Genomic DNA, 15,607 nt, shown 5'->3' with positions numbered 1-15,607 from the left:
CAGCGCATGGCTTTAGTCCGGCACATCTTTAAACTCCGGCGCCAGCATCCTCGTCTTCTCCGCCCCATTCGAGTTGTGCTGAACAATCTCGCTCGGCTGCCCCTGTTCATTGAAAAACACCTGTCCGATCCCCGCTGAATTCCACAGCCGCTCCCCGGCCTCGGCATGTTCCGGCGTGTACGGGACGATGCGCATCAGGCGGCGTTTGGTGAACCAGTTCAACGGCGAGCGCGGTGAGTAGAGCCAACGGTTGAGACGGTCGAACCATTCCAGCAGCGTTGGCGGGAATTCGTTCTTGATGCCGCTGCTGGTGATCTGCCAGATCCGTGGGCCGGCCTTGCGGTGGCGGATCAGGACTTCGTAGACGAAGGAATAATGCACATCGCCGGACAGCACCACGTAGTTTCCGGGTGTGCGCGAGTGTCGGAAAATGTTCAGGATCACCTGCGCCGCGCCGCGATGGGCCATCCAGTTTTCCGCGTCGACCAGCAGCGGATAACCGCACCAGCTGAACACTTTCTGCACGGTTTCAATCAGCTTCACGCCAAAGATCGGCGCCGGCGACACGATGATTGCCGAAGGGTGATCGAGCAGTTCCTGTTGCAGTTCGCTCAAGGCTTCCCAGTCGAGCAGGCCCGACGGTTGCTTGAGGGCCATCTCGCTGCGCCAGCGCCGGGTGCGCGTATCTATCACCACCAGTGCCGGACTGCTCGGCAACACAAAATGCCACTGCTGAAAACGCAGCAACTGATCAATCAGATCGTCCTGCACCGGCATGTCCAGATAGCCGTCGTCACCGCTGGCGCTCAGTTGCGCGGTCTGCTCCAGCACGTCCTTGAAGGCATCAGGATTGTTGCCCCAGCCCTGACACAACAGATAAGCAATCAGCGCGTTGCCGATGATGCGTTTGGAGAACGGATGGCCGTAGGCGGTTTCCTCCCACTGCGCAGAAAGATTCCAGTCATCGGTGATGTCGTGGTCATCGAAAATCATCAGGCTCGGCAGATGCGCCAGCGCCCGCGCGACGTTGCCCAGGCCCGTCTTGAAGGCATCAATGCGCGTCTGCTCGAGGTGGTAGCGCTTGCGGCGTTCCGGCGTCAGCGTCGGCGCGCTCGGATTGATCAGCGACCACGGCGTCGGCGACCACACCAGCATGTACATGGCCATGACTTCGGCGAACGTCACCAGATGGTTGTCGGCACTGCTGCTGGTGAAAATCGGCTTACGCGCGCCACCGAAAAATCGCTCGCGCAAGGTCTCGTTGCTCTCCAGCGCCGGTAACAAATCCGCACGGTGGTAGTAGCTGGCCGGGTGTTGGTAGAGCTTGGCGCTGTCGCTGACCACGGCACCGTCAAGGTGCTCATCGAACAGACCCAGACGCTCGATCAAGCCATGAATCGCCCGCAGCATCGGCCCGGCAACATCGTCGGCATAGACCTGATCACCGCTCATCATCAGCAGCGCCGGGCGCCGTTGCGCATCGGTTTCGTCGGCCAGCAATTGATCGACGCAGAGCAAACCGTCGGTTGCCGGATGATGCGGCTTGCGGCAGGAGCCGTGGAGCAATTGGTCGATCCGCGAACGCACTACGAGGTTCGCGCAGCTGGCACCAGGGTAAAGCAGATGAGGCGCCCACTCAGCCATACCGATGGCGTCGTCGATCAGCAGGTCGTAAGCGATAAACGTGTCGCAGGGCAGGGCGCTTTCAAGTTGAACGTCTATCAGATGCACGAACGCATGACGGCCTACGGCAATGACCGTGCATTTCTCTGAGTCGAGCGGAATATCTCCTACACCTTGCAGGCGCAAGGTCAGCGTCAGTTCACGCGAGCCCACCAGCCACAGCACCACGCGCGTCGGCTCCAGCCGCCGCAGCAGCGGGCCGGCCAGGACAGGAGGCAGCGAGATCAGGTTATCGGGTGTTGGAAACATTGAGGATAAAGTTCAAGGCGCACAGGCTGGCGATGATAGCGCAGCCGGCGCCTTGATCGCTTAAACGAGCCTTAAGAGTCGGCTTTTTCAAGTTTCAGCGCCAGCAAACGCCATTCCCCAGCCGTCGCATCAACCCGTGGCAATTCCTGCACGGAGCAATCGAAACGGTAGGTGACATCGTCGCCATTCATGTTGCGCGCAGTTACGCTGTTGCTGAAGCTGTAGACCTGATCCTTGTAGCGATGACTGACCAGCGCTTTGCTGTCAGCAAAACGCGCCGAAGCGGGATAACGCAGGGTGCTGGTGACAAACGGGCTGCACATGACATACGCGATCATCGACTTGTCGGCCTGTGCGTCGCCGCGCAACTTCTTGTTCAGCGCGGCGAGGGCCATGCGACCCTCGTAGTCGCTTTGATTCAGCACCGTCTGTACCGCCATTGATTTCGGTGCCCGGCTGACGTTATTCGGCAACAGTGCGGAGTCCGGGGGGGAAGGCTTGTCGTCCGCTTCGATGGCAGCAAAAACCGGCGCATCTTTCAGTTCGGTGGCGGGCGTGACTGCCTCGGCTTCAGGCAGTACAGAGGTCGACTCGACGACTGGCGTGTTTTGCGCCTGCGCCTCGTGATCGAACGACGAAGGAAACAGCGAAAAGGTGATCGACAACATCACCAGCCCGACAATGAACCCACCCGCCGCGCCAACGATGTTGCCGTAGAAAATGTTCCAGCTGCCGCGGTTCTTCACCACCCAGCGCCACATGAAACCCCAGACAGCGACGAACGCCAGAAAACGCAAAAACTCCATTTGATCCTTTCCTTACCTTTCAACAATCCAAGCGCGGCGCGAGACGATCAGCGAGCACCGACGATGCGCGGCAAGATAGCAAAATAGACGCGCCGTCCGGCTACGGCTGCGGAAAATAATTCGCCGCCAGAAAAATCAACATGACCATGCCGGCGGCAACGCCACAGACCCCCGCGAGCAGTTGACGTGCAACCGGATGCGCCGGCTGACGACGCTTGGCGATCCACAACCACACACCCGCCAGGACGCCCGCGCTGGTCATGAACACCACCAGGCTGTTGTGCAGTCCCGGCGCTGCCATGGTGGTGCCGAACAGCCCGTCATAAAGCAGTGTGAAGACAATGCCCGCCACCACAGCGCTGCCCGCTCCGGCGAGGTTTGCCAACAACAGATTCCAGTGCCCGCGCTGTCGCACCACCCAGAACCACATTGCCGCCATGACCACTAAACACAACACAGCATCCATCGGATTTCTTTCCTTGCCACGAGACAGAGGCGACAACTTGGTCGCCTGTTGAGAGTGGACGGAACGATAGCAAAATAGTAGCGTCGCGCCATGCCTTCTCTGTAATGGACTACCCATGTTTTCCACAACCCGTTTGCTGCAACTGCTCGGCGCTCTCACCCTTGCCGTCTCCATTACCCCAGCCTTCTGCTTCGCGAAAGAACACCCGCAAGCCAGCTGGGATTACTACCTCGCCAATTGCCAGCGGATGCAGGAGACAATCGCCGACGTCCAGAGCGGTCGCGTCTCCGCTGCCTATGCACTAACGTCCGGCCTGCAAGACAGCCTCGCCTCCATGAACGAGCGCCGCCTTAACCTGCTACCGCAACACCTCGACTCCAGCGAGTATGCCCACTGCGAAAACGTCGCGGGCCATGCCGAGGCAACCCTGGCCCAAGGCAAAGCCGAGTTCGCCGCGCAAATGCAACGCGGTGTGGAGGAGGGCCGAATTGCGCACCAGAACTCCCCCGCCTATCAACGCGCCCGTTCCCTCGGCTACAGCGACGTCGGCGACATCTCCTTCCTGAAACTGCACGAAGACACCGACGGCGAAGCCCGTCTGAAAACCATGCTCATCACCGTCGACGAAATCTGCGGCCAATACTTCCGCGCCACGCAATACGTGAAGCCGTATGTGATCTACACAGTGCGACCGTCGGATGGCGGCTGTGGCGAAGTGAAGCGTGTTGCGATAGTTGGCGGAGGGCAGCCAGAGAAGGGCGACTACATTGATCCCAATGGCGAATTTCAATACATGGGCTGGAAAAAACTGGTGGGCGCTGACGGCTTCCCAACAGATATTCGAGTGCTGAAAGCACGTCGCTGACAGGAGAGATACTGGCGTGGCTGTAGCGCGGCATTCAAAGAATGTCGCGCAGATACCCCTTCAGTGCGAGCAGCGGCTGCCCCAGCTGCTCCACCGACCGCGCCTGAGCCAACTCCGCCGACAACTTGCGCAACTCCCGCCCCAACGGCTTCTCGACCCCACCCAAGGCATCCAGCGCCAGGTTCAGGCATTCGTTCATCTTGAACTGAATGGCCTCGACATCGCCGCGTTTCACCAGTAACTCGAAAACGTCTTTCTGATAATCGCCCATGACCATGTCATCGCGCAGGATCGGGCTCAGGCCCTCTTCTTCGTAGGCAAGTTTGAGGGAGAAGAGGGCGACGGTTTCCAGTGAGGTTTCCATGGGGATGTCTGTCAGTGAAGTGAAGGGCTTGAGCCCGATGCGCGAAGCACCAGCGGAAGTCTATTTTGCGGGCGCGATTATACGGGCGGTCATCGCATGCGAGGCAACCAGCAATCGGCCATCTAAACTCTCAAGCTCGCGCAGCATTGACATCCACTTTGATACGACGCTTTGATTACAAAAACTGAACATCAGCGGAGTGATCACCATGGAATACGACATGAAACTGATCGACGACGCCGTCCTTGCTCTCCTGGCTGCCTATAGCTCCGACGACGGCAATGCGTGGAAGGGCTATGACTTCGAAATCATGAACCGCTTGCACGAACAGGGTTTGATCAGTAATCCGGTTAACAGGAACAAGTCGATATGGTTGACGAAGGAAGGGATGGAACGGGGGCGGGAGATTGCTGGGCGGATGTTTGGGGCTAAGGAATAGGTTGGGCAAGCGCCCGATTCTGGACTTGAGCTGTTGCTCGGCAAGATGACGTCAGTTTTGGCCATGGCTCGCCATAGCGATATGCATACGATTGTCGTCGGCGCGGTTACACGCAGATCTGCAGACGAAACGGTAGCGAGTTACTGGATAAGGAATCGGAGGATTTTTGCATTGGGACATCTTCTGAATGAACCACAACTGACTAGGGTCAGAGATGCCTTATCAGAGCCTTTCAATCATTTCCCCACTGATTACGACTACGTCGTTCGTCAGCTCAAGGGCGTTGATCCAGCGGTGCTCTACAAGATTTTTTATTCAGAAGTAGCACCAGTGTGTTTCACAAACATTGCTGCAGTTCTGCCCACTGTATGGACTGGGTTCGACCCTGACTGGCTCAGATCCGAGATAGAGGAGAGGCTCGCGGCGCGACGGCGCAATTGGTTTCGCAGGCAGTACGACAGATTGTTGGTGCGTTGGTTGGAGTACAACTATGACTACATGTGGAAGGAGATAGCCTCTAGGCTGTGAGGTCGGGCCACGCGTTAGGTAGGTAACGTTTGGTGTCCCGCGCCTGTGGGGAAATAGCATCTTAGGTATCTGCGATGCAGTGATTCCGAGTGCTTCAACTGCGACTCAGCACGAGGCTTTAATGATCGGCGTTACACCAATCTATTTCCTCCAGACGAAAAAAAGGCTCTGCTTCCGCACGACCTTTTTTCTATTTTGGTGCCCGAGGGGGACTGTCGGGCACCATATGATACGGGGCTTGCAGAAAGATTATGCAGCCTGGGATACAAGGATCGGGAGGCTAGGATAGTTAATTAGGTAGTAGCCGCTAATAATTTTCTGACATCGACACTTTTCAGCTCGCCGATGCCTTTGCCTTCCACTACCTTTTTTACGAGAGCATCAGCGATAACGCAAATCGGTTTAGCATTCGACTCTACCAATGCGAGCGCATTGCCGAGAAGGCTGGTGAGTCTGTCACCAGAGGACTGATCTCTTCCGACCTCCAGATCTGTTTTCATCGGCGAGGAGTTGTGTATCAAATTGACAAGCTCCTTTGCGATCGCGAAATCTTGGCCGGCAGTTGAACCCTCGTTGAGAATCTTGTATGCCGACGAGGCGTTCACTCTGAAGGTGGAACGATCAATCGCCTCTCCCATTGCGCCTGATAGCACGACTATGACTCTGCTGGTCATCAGCTCATGTAGTTCAGTAATTGATTCGCAGCGTACGCTGTAATCGGCGCGCGCCTTCCCATGATGCGCGTACGGCTCAAACTGAACATGTAGGTTGATGTCGGTTCCTTCAAAGCCTAGTGCCAAAGCTGCCACATAATGTGCGGCCTCGTGCTGAGCACTCGCCCGAATGCTGAGGAGCTTTTCCTGAATATTGAATGGATCCATGTGCAGATACCTAAGATTCTTCCCTGCTGTCAGTCTAATCCACTTCTTCGGGAGCGTCGGATCGCGTTCATGGGAGGGAGACACGAATTATTGGGCCAGAGGTTTAGGATGGATTTTTTAGCGTTTAAGCACCTGTTACGATGGTTGGCGCTGAAAACAACGGTATCCCGTTAAACAGACAGAAAATTAAAAACTGTCCAAATAGGAGTCAAATTTGAACTGGAAAGAGTATCAAGAGGACGCAGCAATTTTTTTTAGGTCTTTAGGTCTAGAGGCTGAAACAGATGTGACTGTACAAGGAGTAAGAACAACGCACGACATCGATGTACTCGTAAAATCAAAACATGCGGGATTTGAAGTTACTTGGATAGTCGAGTGCAAACTTTGGAATACTAAAGTGACGAAGTTGCATGTGCTTGCACTGCGGGAAATTGTGAGTGATATAGGTGCTGACAGAGGAATATTACTGGCGGAAAATGGCTTTCAAAGTGGTGCTGGTGAGGCATGTTCTCTGACAAATGTACACTTGACGTCGCTTCGTAATGTTATGCTTACAGCAAGTCATGACGTAATGTCAATGAGGTTGCGAGAAGCATATGACCGGATTTTAGATTGTAAGACCCTTTATTGGGATCTTCCTAAGCGGCTAAGAATTGAGCATGATTTACGACCAGGTGTTTGCGAGGTCGGATACTCTGGTAACAATGTTATTGAAATACTTGAGGATCTCGCGGCTAAGGGCTTTCGTGGCGTTTATCCAATATTTCCTACAGACTTACATGTTTCAGTATCTCATAATCTCGCTGGTCAACAATTACCAAATGAAATTGGTTGCCTGGAAGATTTGCTAATTTTAATTGTGGGCATGTTGTCGGTATTAGAAGACAAGTTAGCTCGTTGTGTTTCCGCGCTGAGTCAATAAATTGAGAAAAATTAGCGAGGCGTCACTCAAGCGTTATCGCTCATTATCTTTCTTATGAGAGCTATCGCTGCACTTATACCCGTATGAGACAGGCTAAAGTGAATTTTTTCATTCTTTGCATGGGCTTCAAAGTGAGCGCTGAAGCGTTGGTTGAAAAATCTGCTGACGTTGTTTTTATCTACGGGGTGAGTTTTGTTGCCCTTACGTCTAAGATTTCTCAAGTTGTCTTTCATGTTTTTTGCGATCTGTGTAGTTGTTAGAGGTAATACGCCATTTTTGTGGTCGATTAGCATTGAAACAAGAATTGCTTGCTCAAGTGGTAAAAAGTAAGTCGTCGTAGATATGTCGCAAACGAACGGGATGAGTTGCGCTTCGTTGGTTAAAGAAGTGACAGCTGATCTAATGTATGTTGTCAGGCTGCTTTCATTTGCTATCACTTTTGCCTCGGAAGCTATTGCGGACAAACCCATAGCATTTTGTATCTCATTTTTTCCTTCAAATTCTGAAAAGCTAATTGGCGCATCGGATCTATTTCTTTTTATATTGCGCTGATATCTGGTTTCAAGGCTGCTTTCGATGAATAGAACTTCAAGTTCTATTTCTGATAGCTCCTCCTGCAATATTTCAATTTCTTTAGGAGAGCGAAATCCAGTTATTACTAGCCCTGTTTTTGGGGTGTCCTTGATATATTCAGAGATTTGTCTCGCTACGATTCCCGGATCCGTCTCCAAAGCATTCTTTGCAAAGTCTTGTGTCTTCATATTGCTAGAGTACCCGTGCCTTGTATACAGGGCGCACCTCATGAAGTCGCTTGCTTCAATATGTCTATATGCATGAAGTCTAGTCAAGGCGGAAGCTAAAACCGTTTTTCCAGCACAAGTTGAACCGCATATTATGTAGTTTCTCCTAGGAAATAACTCTCCTTGCAAGGGCTTGTCTTGGTACTTTCTATCGTCTACAAGGTCTTTGGATTTTAGGAACTCTATAAGTTGCTGCAATGCTAGGTTTCTAAAGTCATACCTTAAAGCTGTGTTGACCTGTAGTCTGCTGATTGGTTTTCTTGCCCCTTTGGGAACAAACCATTTGTTGAATGTTTTGTTGTCAAGCCAGGGATAGATTCTGTTAGTTTCAAAGGGCTCTTCTTTTTCTACTATGGTGCCTTGAGTCTTTCCGACAAAAACTTTGTAGGTCTCGCTTGGGTTGGACCTTAGGTTTGGAGGTAAATATAAAACTATGTCAGATCTGACGGTAACTCTTCTGTTGTTGCCATGCGCCTTCAGTAGTTCGTCTAGCTGGGAGAAAGATGTTTCTCGCATCCAATACTTTACATTTACCCCAGGGAACTCTCCCTCAGTGCTGAGTGCTTCGATAGCAATTGATGTGTCTTCAATAAAGAATAGCTTATTTTGATGCATTGAAGCATATCGTTCTAGAAGAGCAGTGTCTTCAATACCGTTGTTGGTGAAGATTCCACTTTGAATTGCTTGGTCAATGCTGTTTAAGTTTTTTGCTAATTTTAAGTTGGCGCTTAATATGCTTTCTTCTAAAAGTTTTTCTCTGTCCTCTATACGAGGTTCATAATAGGGTTTTCCATAATTTGGTGGTGGGAGCAGTAAAATAGGTTGTTCTCTGAGTAAATACTCAAAATGAGCGATCTTTGTGAGGTTAGATGATAAAAAAATGAGCCTAATCAATTTCTAACTCTCTTCCCGTGTTGTTTGGTAAGCAGTGTTCTAAAACATGGGCGTGTGATAGGTTGAGCTTATTTCTTAACTTCTCAAATTCTGATGTCATAAAATAAACCGCGGGCCCGAGACTGGATAGGCCTACACATTGTGCACCTGCCGCATATAGGTCTATCTTTAATTTATTAACAGGAGTTGACTGTGCATCCCACTCAGATTTTTTCCAGCGTGTATCTTGAATGGCATTGATCGATGCGCAGAAAATAGAGTGATCTTTCTCAAGCGCGGCGCAGGCCATTCCAGAAACGGCGTGGTAGATGGATTCATAAACCGCGGTGGCCGGTATAGGGCAAACTCGATCGAAGAAGTCGATTTCTTCTTTTGCGGAAATTCTGTGAGCATCAGGCGGGATTATTACGCCAAAGCTCCAATGATCAGGTAGTTTAATGTTTAATAAATTGATCGGTTGCTGAGAAACTTTTGTCCTGGAGGAGGAGGGCCCTAGCTGTAAGCCTTCATTTTTCACTCCAAGGTCAACATTCAGCCCGCCTTTGAAATAGGTGTTTATACCTACCCCAGAAGTGCCACCTCGTCCTGATGCTGTTATCAAGTCAGTCTCGCTACAGGCAACGTGATTCAAAATACTTGCAGCTTCTGCGCACGCCAATTTTGATGCCGTGCCGGTTCCGAACCCGCTATGAGGAGGCGGTCCAGATAAAAACGTAACGCATATTTTCTGCGAATAATTATTCGCTTTGTAAAGCCCTTGCAAGAAATGGATAAAGGCTTTCTGTTCTTCTTGTGATAAACCAACTTCACGGTTGTCAGTTATCTTAAAATCTAAGCTGCTCACAAACTCAATTACGGTATCGAACCCTTGAACGCAGAAGCCTACACCGCCATTTTGTCTATAACCATGATCACTCATATCGAATAAGTTAACATGCAGCCGGGCAGGGGCTGTAATCCTAAGAGATTTAATCATGATTCAGAGAGGCCCCGGCTAATGTTTCTTGGATGTAGTCCAAATATGGCTTGATATACAGGCCATCCTTTTCGAAGCTAATGGCAGGAGTGTCTTTACTGCTTTTGTTCTTGAAAATTGGTCCAACAAGACACCGGGAGCCTGCTAAAAATATGCTGTGTGAAGGTTCAAAGTCATAGTAAAGTATTTCAAAGTTTGAATGTTTGTTTTTAATTTCCTCGGATCTTGGCAATGTTTTATTTTTGAAGTCGGAGAGGTTTGGTTCTTCTAAGTAGGAAGTTTTAGGGAGTAATAATGTAACTTTTACTCCTCTTGCTAATGCTTCTAGTAGGTTTTGAGATTGTGGTGTCTTAAAGTTTGCAAAATCATCTAGCAATCTATTACATGTCACTCCGGCAACGATTATGTTGTCGCCAACTTTGGTGTTGTCTATAAGCTTTCGGTAGTATTCTGTGTTTTTTCTATTGGCTAGGAACTCGAGTAGCCCGTATTCTTTGTATTCTGATAAGGCTTTCTGTTCTAAATACTGTGTGAGGAACTGTAGCGATGCTATCACCAGGCCTGATGCTAAGCCGCTATAAACACCCAATAGCCGCGCATCTGCCTTTTCATCAGTTAGATATAGCACCACGCAGAAAGACAAAGCTCCAATAATAAGTGCTGCGAGGTAAAGTCGAGGCGTATTAACTACAAAGTTGTGTTTGATCAGTTTCATCGTGGTGTCCCTATTATTATAATTTCCTTTTTTGTTTTTTTGCTAAGTGCATGAGGCATTTCATATTCTAGTAAAGAAGTTTTTCTAAAGGTCGACGAAAAAAAATTCTGTATTTCTTCAATGCTCGGATATGCATCATGGACATATGAGAGACAAACAATTGATTTTTTATGCTTTTCAATCAAATTAAATAGATTGTCTTTAAAATGCGCCTTGGTATTCCATTTCAGCATTTCGTCAGGACTTGGTATGGGGTGGTTTTTCTTCGAGCGATCAATGCGCTGGTCCCATAGCTGAGGCGAACAGAGCCCCTCCAGAAAATGATATCTATCCATATAAGATATATCTTGTTTTTTCTGAGGGACATAAGGGGGGTCAAGATAGACAAAGTCATATGAATTCGGTACATCCATTGCATCAGTGCATGGCATGATTATCGGCGCATGTACGGAGTCGTATCTCGTTTTCCTTATTTCACTCAGTGCACGGAGCATTAATGCGGAAAATGGTCTTTCCCAAGTTGCCCAGTTACCAAACTTTGTATCTTTTTTATTGTTAATTCTTAAATATAAATTTTTTCGGTGAAAGAGGTTGAATGGCCTTTTTTGTAAGCATGCCTGAATCAGGCAGTAAGTGATCTCAGCCTTTTTCAATGGGTTTTCGATGTTTGAAAGAGCCGTTAGCGCACCATCTAGCCATTCATTTTCTTTGTCTGTGTAATAGATGTCTTTAAAGTTTCTAAAGATAAAGCCGCGTTCCGGGTATACATTGCATATGAAGGATTCTAGATCTTGATCAGTCGTCGCGCATGGTCCATTAGATAGTAAGGCTGTCGCAACAATGCGGTTAGATTCTAGGATGTCGTTGTAGGTGACTTTTTTGTTGAGATGCTTCAATGCTAACGATACTGTTGAAGTTCCACCGAATATGTCTATTGCTGAAAGGAAGTTGTATTTCTTGAATTCGTTAATCATCCACTTCGCTAGGCGACGTTTACTTCCATAATATCGTGTTTGTGGTAGGGATATTTCGTCTGCGACAAATGATGTCGAGCAGGGTTGCTCCAACTTCGGAAGTGGAAGTTCTGAATCGCCACTCAGTTCGCGCCAATCCTCTTTGGCGAAGTTTTTATGGTTTATCTCGTTCAGTTGAGGATCAAGCATTTAGCGCTCCGGAGGCTTTTAATATTCTTTGCTTTAAGAGCGTTAGAATTTTCGGCATTTCTTCTTTCAATAGGAACTGGGTGATCAAGCGTGCCTGTTTCATTTTTTTGGACTGGTTACGTTTTTTTTGGGAGTCTTTTACAGAGCCATTGGTCGGGTAGCTGAATCTTGGCATGTAGGTTTCGGTTGAGTACGGCATGGACCAGTCCTTTGATTTTCTACGCTTAGCCTAGCTGACCGAGCCATCATCGCCCGAGGCTTTTCCTATTGCTACTGCTTCGGAGCAAATCACATTTGGAGAGCAGCATAAAGCATGTTGGCAGCGGGATAATGAGACCAAATGCGGAGGCCGAGGGACCCTACTTTTGGAAGAGGTAGGGGCTATTTGCAAAGACGGACGTTCATGCAAAAAACTCAGCTAGAGGAAACCTGCGAGTCTGATAACCCGTGTAGGGGCCCCCCCTTCAGGAGGACCCGTAAAACCTGCCGCTACGGCTCCTTGCCTGGGACTAGTCGCACACAGCAATCGGCAGATCCGGAGCTATCCGTCGCGTCCATTCGCGCTGAAGGTTCCCGCCGTGAAAAGGGGCGAGGGGAAAGCTAATCCGTAGGTAGCGAAAAGGCAGTGTTCCACGTGTTCCATGTGTTCCATAAACGTCGGAGGCCACGGAATACGAGGCTTTCAGAGGCGGAACACCAAATGCGAATAACCGGAACACCAGTTACGCGGAACACGTCTGGTGTTCCGCGATTTGGTGATCCGGTTATAGGTGGAAAGCATCGCCGTAGGTATCGGCGATTCGGTGAGTCAGGCGGCTAGCAACTGCTCCAAGGACAGTGCATAGGCTTTATCTCGGATTGTCTTCTCGCTGATGCACGAAGCCCCATGCGGGGTTTGCAAGGGCACATAGAGCTCACTCAACGAGCTTGTCCATCCCAAGGCTTTCTCGGTGGCTTCCAAGTGTGCCGCGACGGCGGCGAATTCCTGAGCGGCCTTGTCCATGCGGTCAGCCCACATGATCCGCGCTACGCGTAGCTGGCGCTGACGAAGATCTTTCAAAACCTCTCTGACTTCTGCAATTTCCACATCGAGCTTCTCGACTTCGTTTTTCAAGGCCTGCGCGGTCGCTGCCAATCCTCGCTTGCCACGTGTCACCATTGCCAGTGCTTCGGAGGCGAGACGCAGCACCTTCTCCGCACGCTGCTCATCTGCGTCGTCTCCGTCACTGAGAGCTACCGCATAACTCGCCGCGGCTTGTTTCTCCGCATATTGGGCCTTCTCGACTTCGGCTCGTTTTATTCGCCGACAATGCCGACGGTCTGAATCATTTGGCGATTGAATAAGATGAATCTGCGAGGTGATAGTGCTCGGCATTGCACCAACCACTTTCCACCAGACGAAAAAAAAGGCCCTGCTTTCGCAAGACCTTTTTCTCTGTGTTGGTGCCCCGAGGGAGACTCGAACTCCCACTCCTTTCGAAAACGGATTTTGAATCCGCCGCGTCTACCAATTCCGCCATCAGGGCTCAATGGCGGCGAAGTATAGAGAGGTGATTACCGTTGGTCAATCACGTTTCATGGTCAATTTTCGATATTTCCGCTAGACTTTCCGGCCCTGCTAGACGAACCCCATCATGCGCGTTGCTGACTTTACTTTCGAGCTTCCTGATTCGCTGATCGCCCGCCATCCGTTGGCCGAGCGTCGCGGTAGTCGCCTGCTGACCCTTGATGGGCCGAGCGGCGCCCTGGCACACCGTCAATTCACTGATTTGCTTGAGCATTTGCGCCCGGGCGATTTGATGGTGTTCAACAATACCCGGGTGATTCCGGCGCGGCTGTTCGGGCAGAAAGCGTCCGGCGGCAAGCTGGAAATTCTCATCGAGCGCGTGCTCGATGCGCACCGCGTGCTGGCCCATGTGCGCTCCAGCAAGTCGCCGAAACCGGGTTCGAAGATCCTTATCGACGGCGGTGGCGAAGCCGAGATGCTCGCGCGTCATGATGCGCTGTTCGAGCTGGGTTTTGCCGAGGAAGTGTTGCCGCTGCTCGACCGTGTCGGGCACATGCCGTTGCCTCCTTATATAGACCGCCCGGATGAAGGCTCGGATCGCGAGCGTTATCAGACCGTGTATGCCCAGCGTTTGGGTGCGGTGGCGGCGCCGACGGCGGGGCTGCATTTCGATGAGCCGCTGATGCAGGCGATTGCTGCCAAGGGCGTCGAGACTGCATTCGTGACATTGCACGTCGGCGCGGGGACGTTTCAGCCGGTGCGTGTCGAGAAGATCGAAGATCACCACATGCACAGCGAGTGGCTGGAAGTCGGCCAGGATGTGGTCGATGCGGTCGCTGCGTGCCGGGCGCGTGGCGGTCGGGTGATTGCGGTCGGCACCACCAGCGTGCGTTCGCTGGAAAGCGCGGCGCGCGATGGTGTGCTCAAGCCGTTCAGTGGCGACACCGACATCTTTATCTATCCGGGCCGGCCGTTTCATGTAGTCGATGCCCTGGTGACCAATTTCCATTTGCCGGAATCCACGCTGTTGATGCTGGTTTCGGCGTTTGCCGGTTATCCCGAAACCATGGCCGCCTATAAGGCCGCCGTCGAAAACGGTTACCGCTTTTTCAGTTACGGGGATGCGATGTTCATCACCCGCAATCCCGCTCCAACTGCCCCTGAACAGACAGGCCCAGAGGAAACAGAATGAGTCGCGAATGTCGAATGTCCTTTGAGCTGCTGGCCACCGATGGCAAGGCTCGTCGTGGTCGCCTGACCTTCCCCCGTGGCACCGTCGAGACCCCGGCGTTCATGCCGGTCGGCACCTACGGCACGGTCAAGGGCATGCTGCCGCGCGACATCGTCGCCACTGGCGCGGAAATCATTCTGGGCAACACTTTTCACCTGTGGCTGCGTCCCGGCACTCAAGTGATCAAGGAACATGGCGACCTGCACGATTTCATGCAGTGGAAAGGCCCGATCCTCACCGACTCCGGCGGCTTCCAGGTGTTCAGCCTCGGCGCGATGCGCAAGATCAAGGAGGAGGGCGTGACCTTCGCTTCTCCGGTCGACGGCGCCAAAGTGTTCATGGGACCGGAAGAGTCGATGCAGGTGCAGCGCGATCTCGGTTCCGACATTGTGATGATCTTCGACGAATGCACGCCGTATCCGGCTGACGAAGACGTCGCGCGGGTATCAATGGAGCTGTCGTTGCGTTGGGCGCAGCGTTCGAAGAATGCCCACGGTGACAACACCGCAGCGCTGTTCGGCATCGTCCAGGGCGGCATGCATGAAAACCTGCGCATGCGCTCGCTCGAAGGCCTCGACAAGATCGGCTTCGACGGCCTCGCCATCGGCGGTCTGTCGGTGGGCGAACCGAAGCACGAAATGATCAAGGTGCTGGATTATCTGCCGGGCCAGATGCCCGCTGACAAACCTCGTTACCTTATGGGCGTTGGCAAACCGGAAGATCTGGTTGAGGGTGTGCGCCGCGGGGTGGACATGTTCGATTGCGTGATGCCAACCCGTAATGCCCGCAATGGGCATCTGTTCATCGATACCGGTGTGCTGAAGATCCGTAACGCGTTCCATCGCCATGATGAATCGCCGCTGGATCCGACCTGCGATTGCTACACCTGCCAGAACTTCTCGCGCGCTTATCTGCATCACCTGGACAAGTGCGGCGAAATGCTCGGCAGCATGCTCAATACCATCCATAACTTGCGCCATTATCAGGTGCTCATGGCTGGTTTGCGCGAGGCTATTCAACAGGGTACATTGGCCGCCTTTGTCGATGCCTTCTACGCCAAACGCGGACTTCCCGTTCCGCCTTTGGACTGAGTTTTCTGACCCCAAGATTCAACATTT

General features: G+C 51.5%; 17 protein-coding genes and 1 tRNA gene. 6 read left to right on the top strand and 12 right to left on the bottom strand.

Annotated elements, in window-relative coordinates:
* Positions 1 to 12: 12 nt before the first annotated feature.
* The 3 genes from AB4N41_RS03625 to AB4N41_RS03615 all read right to left on the bottom strand — a co-directional run bounded on the left by AB4N41_RS03625 (position 13) and on the right by AB4N41_RS03615 (position 3,204).
* Positions 13 to 1,932 carry an alkaline phosphatase D family protein gene (locus AB4N41_RS03625; protein ID WP_252876868.1) on the bottom strand — a complete coding sequence of 640 codons (1,920 nt, stop codon included), beginning with the start codon at positions 1,930 to 1,932 and terminating at the stop codon, positions 13 to 15.
* Positions 1,933 to 2,003: 71 nt separating this feature from the next.
* Positions 2,004 to 2,738, bottom strand: a complete 735-nt coding sequence (locus AB4N41_RS03620) for a hypothetical protein (RefSeq protein WP_252876867.1) — start codon at positions 2,736 to 2,738, stop codon at positions 2,004 to 2,006.
* 100 nt (positions 2,739 to 2,838) lie between these two features.
* Positions 2,839 to 3,204 (bottom strand): hypothetical protein, encoded by a 366-nt coding sequence (locus tag AB4N41_RS03615; RefSeq protein WP_252876866.1) that lies wholly within the window; start codon positions 3,202 to 3,204, stop codon positions 2,839 to 2,841.
* Positions 3,205 to 3,319: 115 nt separating this feature from the next.
* On the opposite strand from AB4N41_RS03615, the gene AB4N41_RS03610 reads away from it, so the two are divergent.
* Positions 3,320 to 4,069, top strand: coding sequence for a hypothetical protein (locus tag AB4N41_RS03610; protein ID WP_252876865.1), 750 nt, complete (start codon positions 3,320 to 3,322; stop codon positions 4,067 to 4,069).
* A gap of 34 nt (positions 4,070 to 4,103) precedes the next feature.
* Here the strand turns inward: AB4N41_RS03610 and AB4N41_RS03605 are convergent, their stop codons facing one another.
* Positions 4,104 to 4,433: a hypothetical protein gene (locus AB4N41_RS03605; protein WP_016773313.1), complete on the bottom strand. Its 330-nt coding sequence runs from the start codon at positions 4,431 to 4,433 to the stop codon at positions 4,104 to 4,106.
* 220 nt (positions 4,434 to 4,653) lie between these two features.
* Between AB4N41_RS03605 and AB4N41_RS03600 the strand changes: the two genes are divergently transcribed.
* Together AB4N41_RS03600 and AB4N41_RS03595 are read left to right on the top strand one after the other, a co-directional pair.
* Entirely contained in the window at positions 4,654 to 4,872 is a 219-nt protein-coding gene (locus tag AB4N41_RS03600) for a DUF6429 family protein (RefSeq protein ID WP_224787299.1), read from the top strand.
* Between the two features lie 171 nt (positions 4,873 to 5,043).
* The gene (locus AB4N41_RS03595; RefSeq protein ID WP_136493028.1) at positions 5,044 to 5,400 is read left to right on the top strand and encodes a DUF7079 family protein; all 357 of its coding nucleotides are present in this window, start codon (positions 5,044 to 5,046) and stop codon (positions 5,398 to 5,400) included.
* A 293-nt stretch (positions 5,401 to 5,693) separates the two neighbouring features.
* Here AB4N41_RS03595 and AB4N41_RS03590 read toward each other — a convergent pair whose 3' ends face one another.
* Positions 5,694 to 6,281 carry a hypothetical protein gene (locus AB4N41_RS03590; RefSeq protein ID WP_252876864.1) on the bottom strand — a complete coding sequence of 196 codons (588 nt, stop codon included), beginning with the start codon at positions 6,279 to 6,281 and terminating at the stop codon, positions 5,694 to 5,696.
* A 214-nt stretch (positions 6,282 to 6,495) separates the two neighbouring features.
* Here AB4N41_RS03590 and AB4N41_RS03585 point away from each other — a divergent pair, with 214 nt between their 5' ends.
* Positions 6,496 to 7,203, top strand: a complete 708-nt coding sequence (locus tag AB4N41_RS03585) for a restriction endonuclease (protein WP_252876863.1) — start codon at positions 6,496 to 6,498, stop codon at positions 7,201 to 7,203.
* Positions 7,204 to 7,229: 26 nt separating this feature from the next.
* Here AB4N41_RS03585 and AB4N41_RS03580 read toward each other — a convergent pair whose 3' ends face one another.
* The 7 genes from AB4N41_RS03580 to AB4N41_RS03550 all read right to left on the bottom strand — a co-directional run bounded on the left by AB4N41_RS03580 (position 7,230) and on the right by AB4N41_RS03550 (position 13,277).
* Positions 7,230 to 8,897, bottom strand: a complete 1,668-nt coding sequence (locus tag AB4N41_RS03580) for a non-canonical purine NTP pyrophosphatase (RefSeq protein WP_252876862.1) — start codon at positions 8,895 to 8,897, stop codon at positions 7,230 to 7,232.
* The gene (locus AB4N41_RS03575; RefSeq protein WP_252876861.1) at positions 8,890 to 9,873 is read right to left on the bottom strand and encodes a beta-ribofuranosylaminobenzene 5'-phosphate synthase family protein; all 984 of its coding nucleotides are present in this window, start codon (positions 9,871 to 9,873) and stop codon (positions 8,890 to 8,892) included. Before AB4N41_RS03575 ends, AB4N41_RS03580 begins: the two co-directional genes overlap by 8 nt.
* On the bottom strand, positions 9,866 to 10,588 hold the full coding sequence (locus tag AB4N41_RS03570) for a hypothetical protein (protein ID WP_252876860.1): 723 nt from the start codon (positions 10,586 to 10,588) through the stop codon (positions 9,866 to 9,868). Before AB4N41_RS03570 ends, AB4N41_RS03575 begins: the two co-directional genes overlap by 8 nt.
* On the bottom strand, positions 10,585 to 11,751 hold the full coding sequence (locus AB4N41_RS03565; protein ID WP_252876859.1) for a DNA adenine methylase: 1,167 nt from the start codon (positions 11,749 to 11,751) through the stop codon (positions 10,585 to 10,587). The genes AB4N41_RS03570 and AB4N41_RS03565 overlap by 4 nt, the downstream gene beginning before the upstream one ends.
* Positions 11,744 to 11,950, bottom strand: coding sequence for a hypothetical protein (locus tag AB4N41_RS03560; RefSeq protein WP_252876858.1), 207 nt, complete (start codon positions 11,948 to 11,950; stop codon positions 11,744 to 11,746). Before AB4N41_RS03560 ends, AB4N41_RS03565 begins: the two co-directional genes overlap by 8 nt.
* Positions 11,951 to 12,559: 609 nt before the next feature.
* Positions 12,560 to 13,126 (bottom strand): hypothetical protein, encoded by a 567-nt coding sequence (locus tag AB4N41_RS03555; RefSeq protein ID WP_252876857.1) that lies wholly within the window; start codon positions 13,124 to 13,126, stop codon positions 12,560 to 12,562.
* Positions 13,127 to 13,192: 66 nt separating this feature from the next.
* Positions 13,193 to 13,277: transfer RNA gene (locus tag AB4N41_RS03550), tRNA-Leu, on the bottom strand.
* A 108-nt stretch (positions 13,278 to 13,385) separates the two neighbouring features.
* Between AB4N41_RS03550 and queA the strand changes: the two genes are divergently transcribed.
* Positions 13,386 to 14,450 (top strand): tRNA preQ1(34) S-adenosylmethionine ribosyltransferase-isomerase QueA, encoded by a 1,065-nt coding sequence (queA, locus tag AB4N41_RS03545; RefSeq protein ID WP_016773315.1) that lies wholly within the window; start codon positions 13,386 to 13,388, stop codon positions 14,448 to 14,450.
* Positions 14,451 to 14,464: 14 nt separating this feature from the next.
* Complete coding sequence (gene tgt, locus AB4N41_RS03540; protein ID WP_160768392.1) at positions 14,465 to 15,580, top strand: tRNA guanosine(34) transglycosylase Tgt; 1,116 nt, start codon at positions 14,465 to 14,467, stop codon at positions 15,578 to 15,580.
* The last annotated feature ends 27 nt before the right edge of the window (positions 15,581 to 15,607 follow it).

The sequence above is a fragment of the Pseudomonas sp. S2_A10 genome (assembly GCF_054668465.1).
Note: the sequence above shows the minus strand (reverse complement) of the source record. Positions and strands in the feature narration are given on the sequence as shown.

Bases quoted from the DNA above. Each gene is read 5' to 3' on its own strand.
- AB4N41_RS03610 (WP_252876865.1), top strand. From the start codon at position 3,320: ATGTTTTCCACAACCCGTTTGCTGCAACTGCTCGGCGCTCTCACCCTT.
- AB4N41_RS03590 (WP_252876864.1), bottom strand. From the start codon at position 6,281: ATGGATCCATTCAATATTCAGGAAAAGCTCCTCAGCATTCGGGCGAGT.
- AB4N41_RS03605 (WP_016773313.1), bottom strand. From the start codon at position 4,433: ATGGAAACCTCACTGGAAACCGTCGCCCTCTTCTCCCTCAAACTTGCC.
- AB4N41_RS03560 (WP_252876858.1), bottom strand. From the start codon at position 11,950: ATGCCGTACTCAACCGAAACCTACATGCCAAGATTCAGCTACCCGACC.
- AB4N41_RS03615 (WP_252876866.1), bottom strand. From the start codon at position 3,204: ATGGATGCTGTGTTGTGTTTAGTGGTCATGGCGGCAATGTGGTTCTGG.
- AB4N41_RS03600 (WP_224787299.1), top strand. From the start codon at position 4,654: ATGAAACTGATCGACGACGCCGTCCTTGCTCTCCTGGCTGCCTATAGC.
- AB4N41_RS03575 (WP_252876861.1), bottom strand. From the start codon at position 9,873: ATGATTAAATCTCTTAGGATTACAGCCCCTGCCCGGCTGCATGTTAAC.
- AB4N41_RS03555 (WP_252876857.1), bottom strand. From the start codon at position 13,126: ATGCCGAGCACTATCACCTCGCAGATTCATCTTATTCAATCGCCAAAT.
- AB4N41_RS03565 (WP_252876859.1), bottom strand. From the start codon at position 11,751: ATGCTTGATCCTCAACTGAACGAGATAAACCATAAAAACTTCGCCAAA.
- queA (WP_016773315.1), top strand. From the start codon at position 13,386: ATGCGCGTTGCTGACTTTACTTTCGAGCTTCCTGATTCGCTGATCGCC.
- tgt (WP_160768392.1), top strand. From the start codon at position 14,465: ATGTCCTTTGAGCTGCTGGCCACCGATGGCAAGGCTCGTCGTGGTCGC.
- AB4N41_RS03625 (WP_252876868.1), bottom strand. From the start codon at position 1,932: ATGTTTCCAACACCCGATAACCTGATCTCGCTGCCTCCTGTCCTGGCC.
- AB4N41_RS03570 (WP_252876860.1), bottom strand. From the start codon at position 10,588: ATGAAACTGATCAAACACAACTTTGTAGTTAATACGCCTCGACTTTAC.
- AB4N41_RS03620 (WP_252876867.1), bottom strand. From the start codon at position 2,738: ATGGAGTTTTTGCGTTTTCTGGCGTTCGTCGCTGTCTGGGGTTTCATG.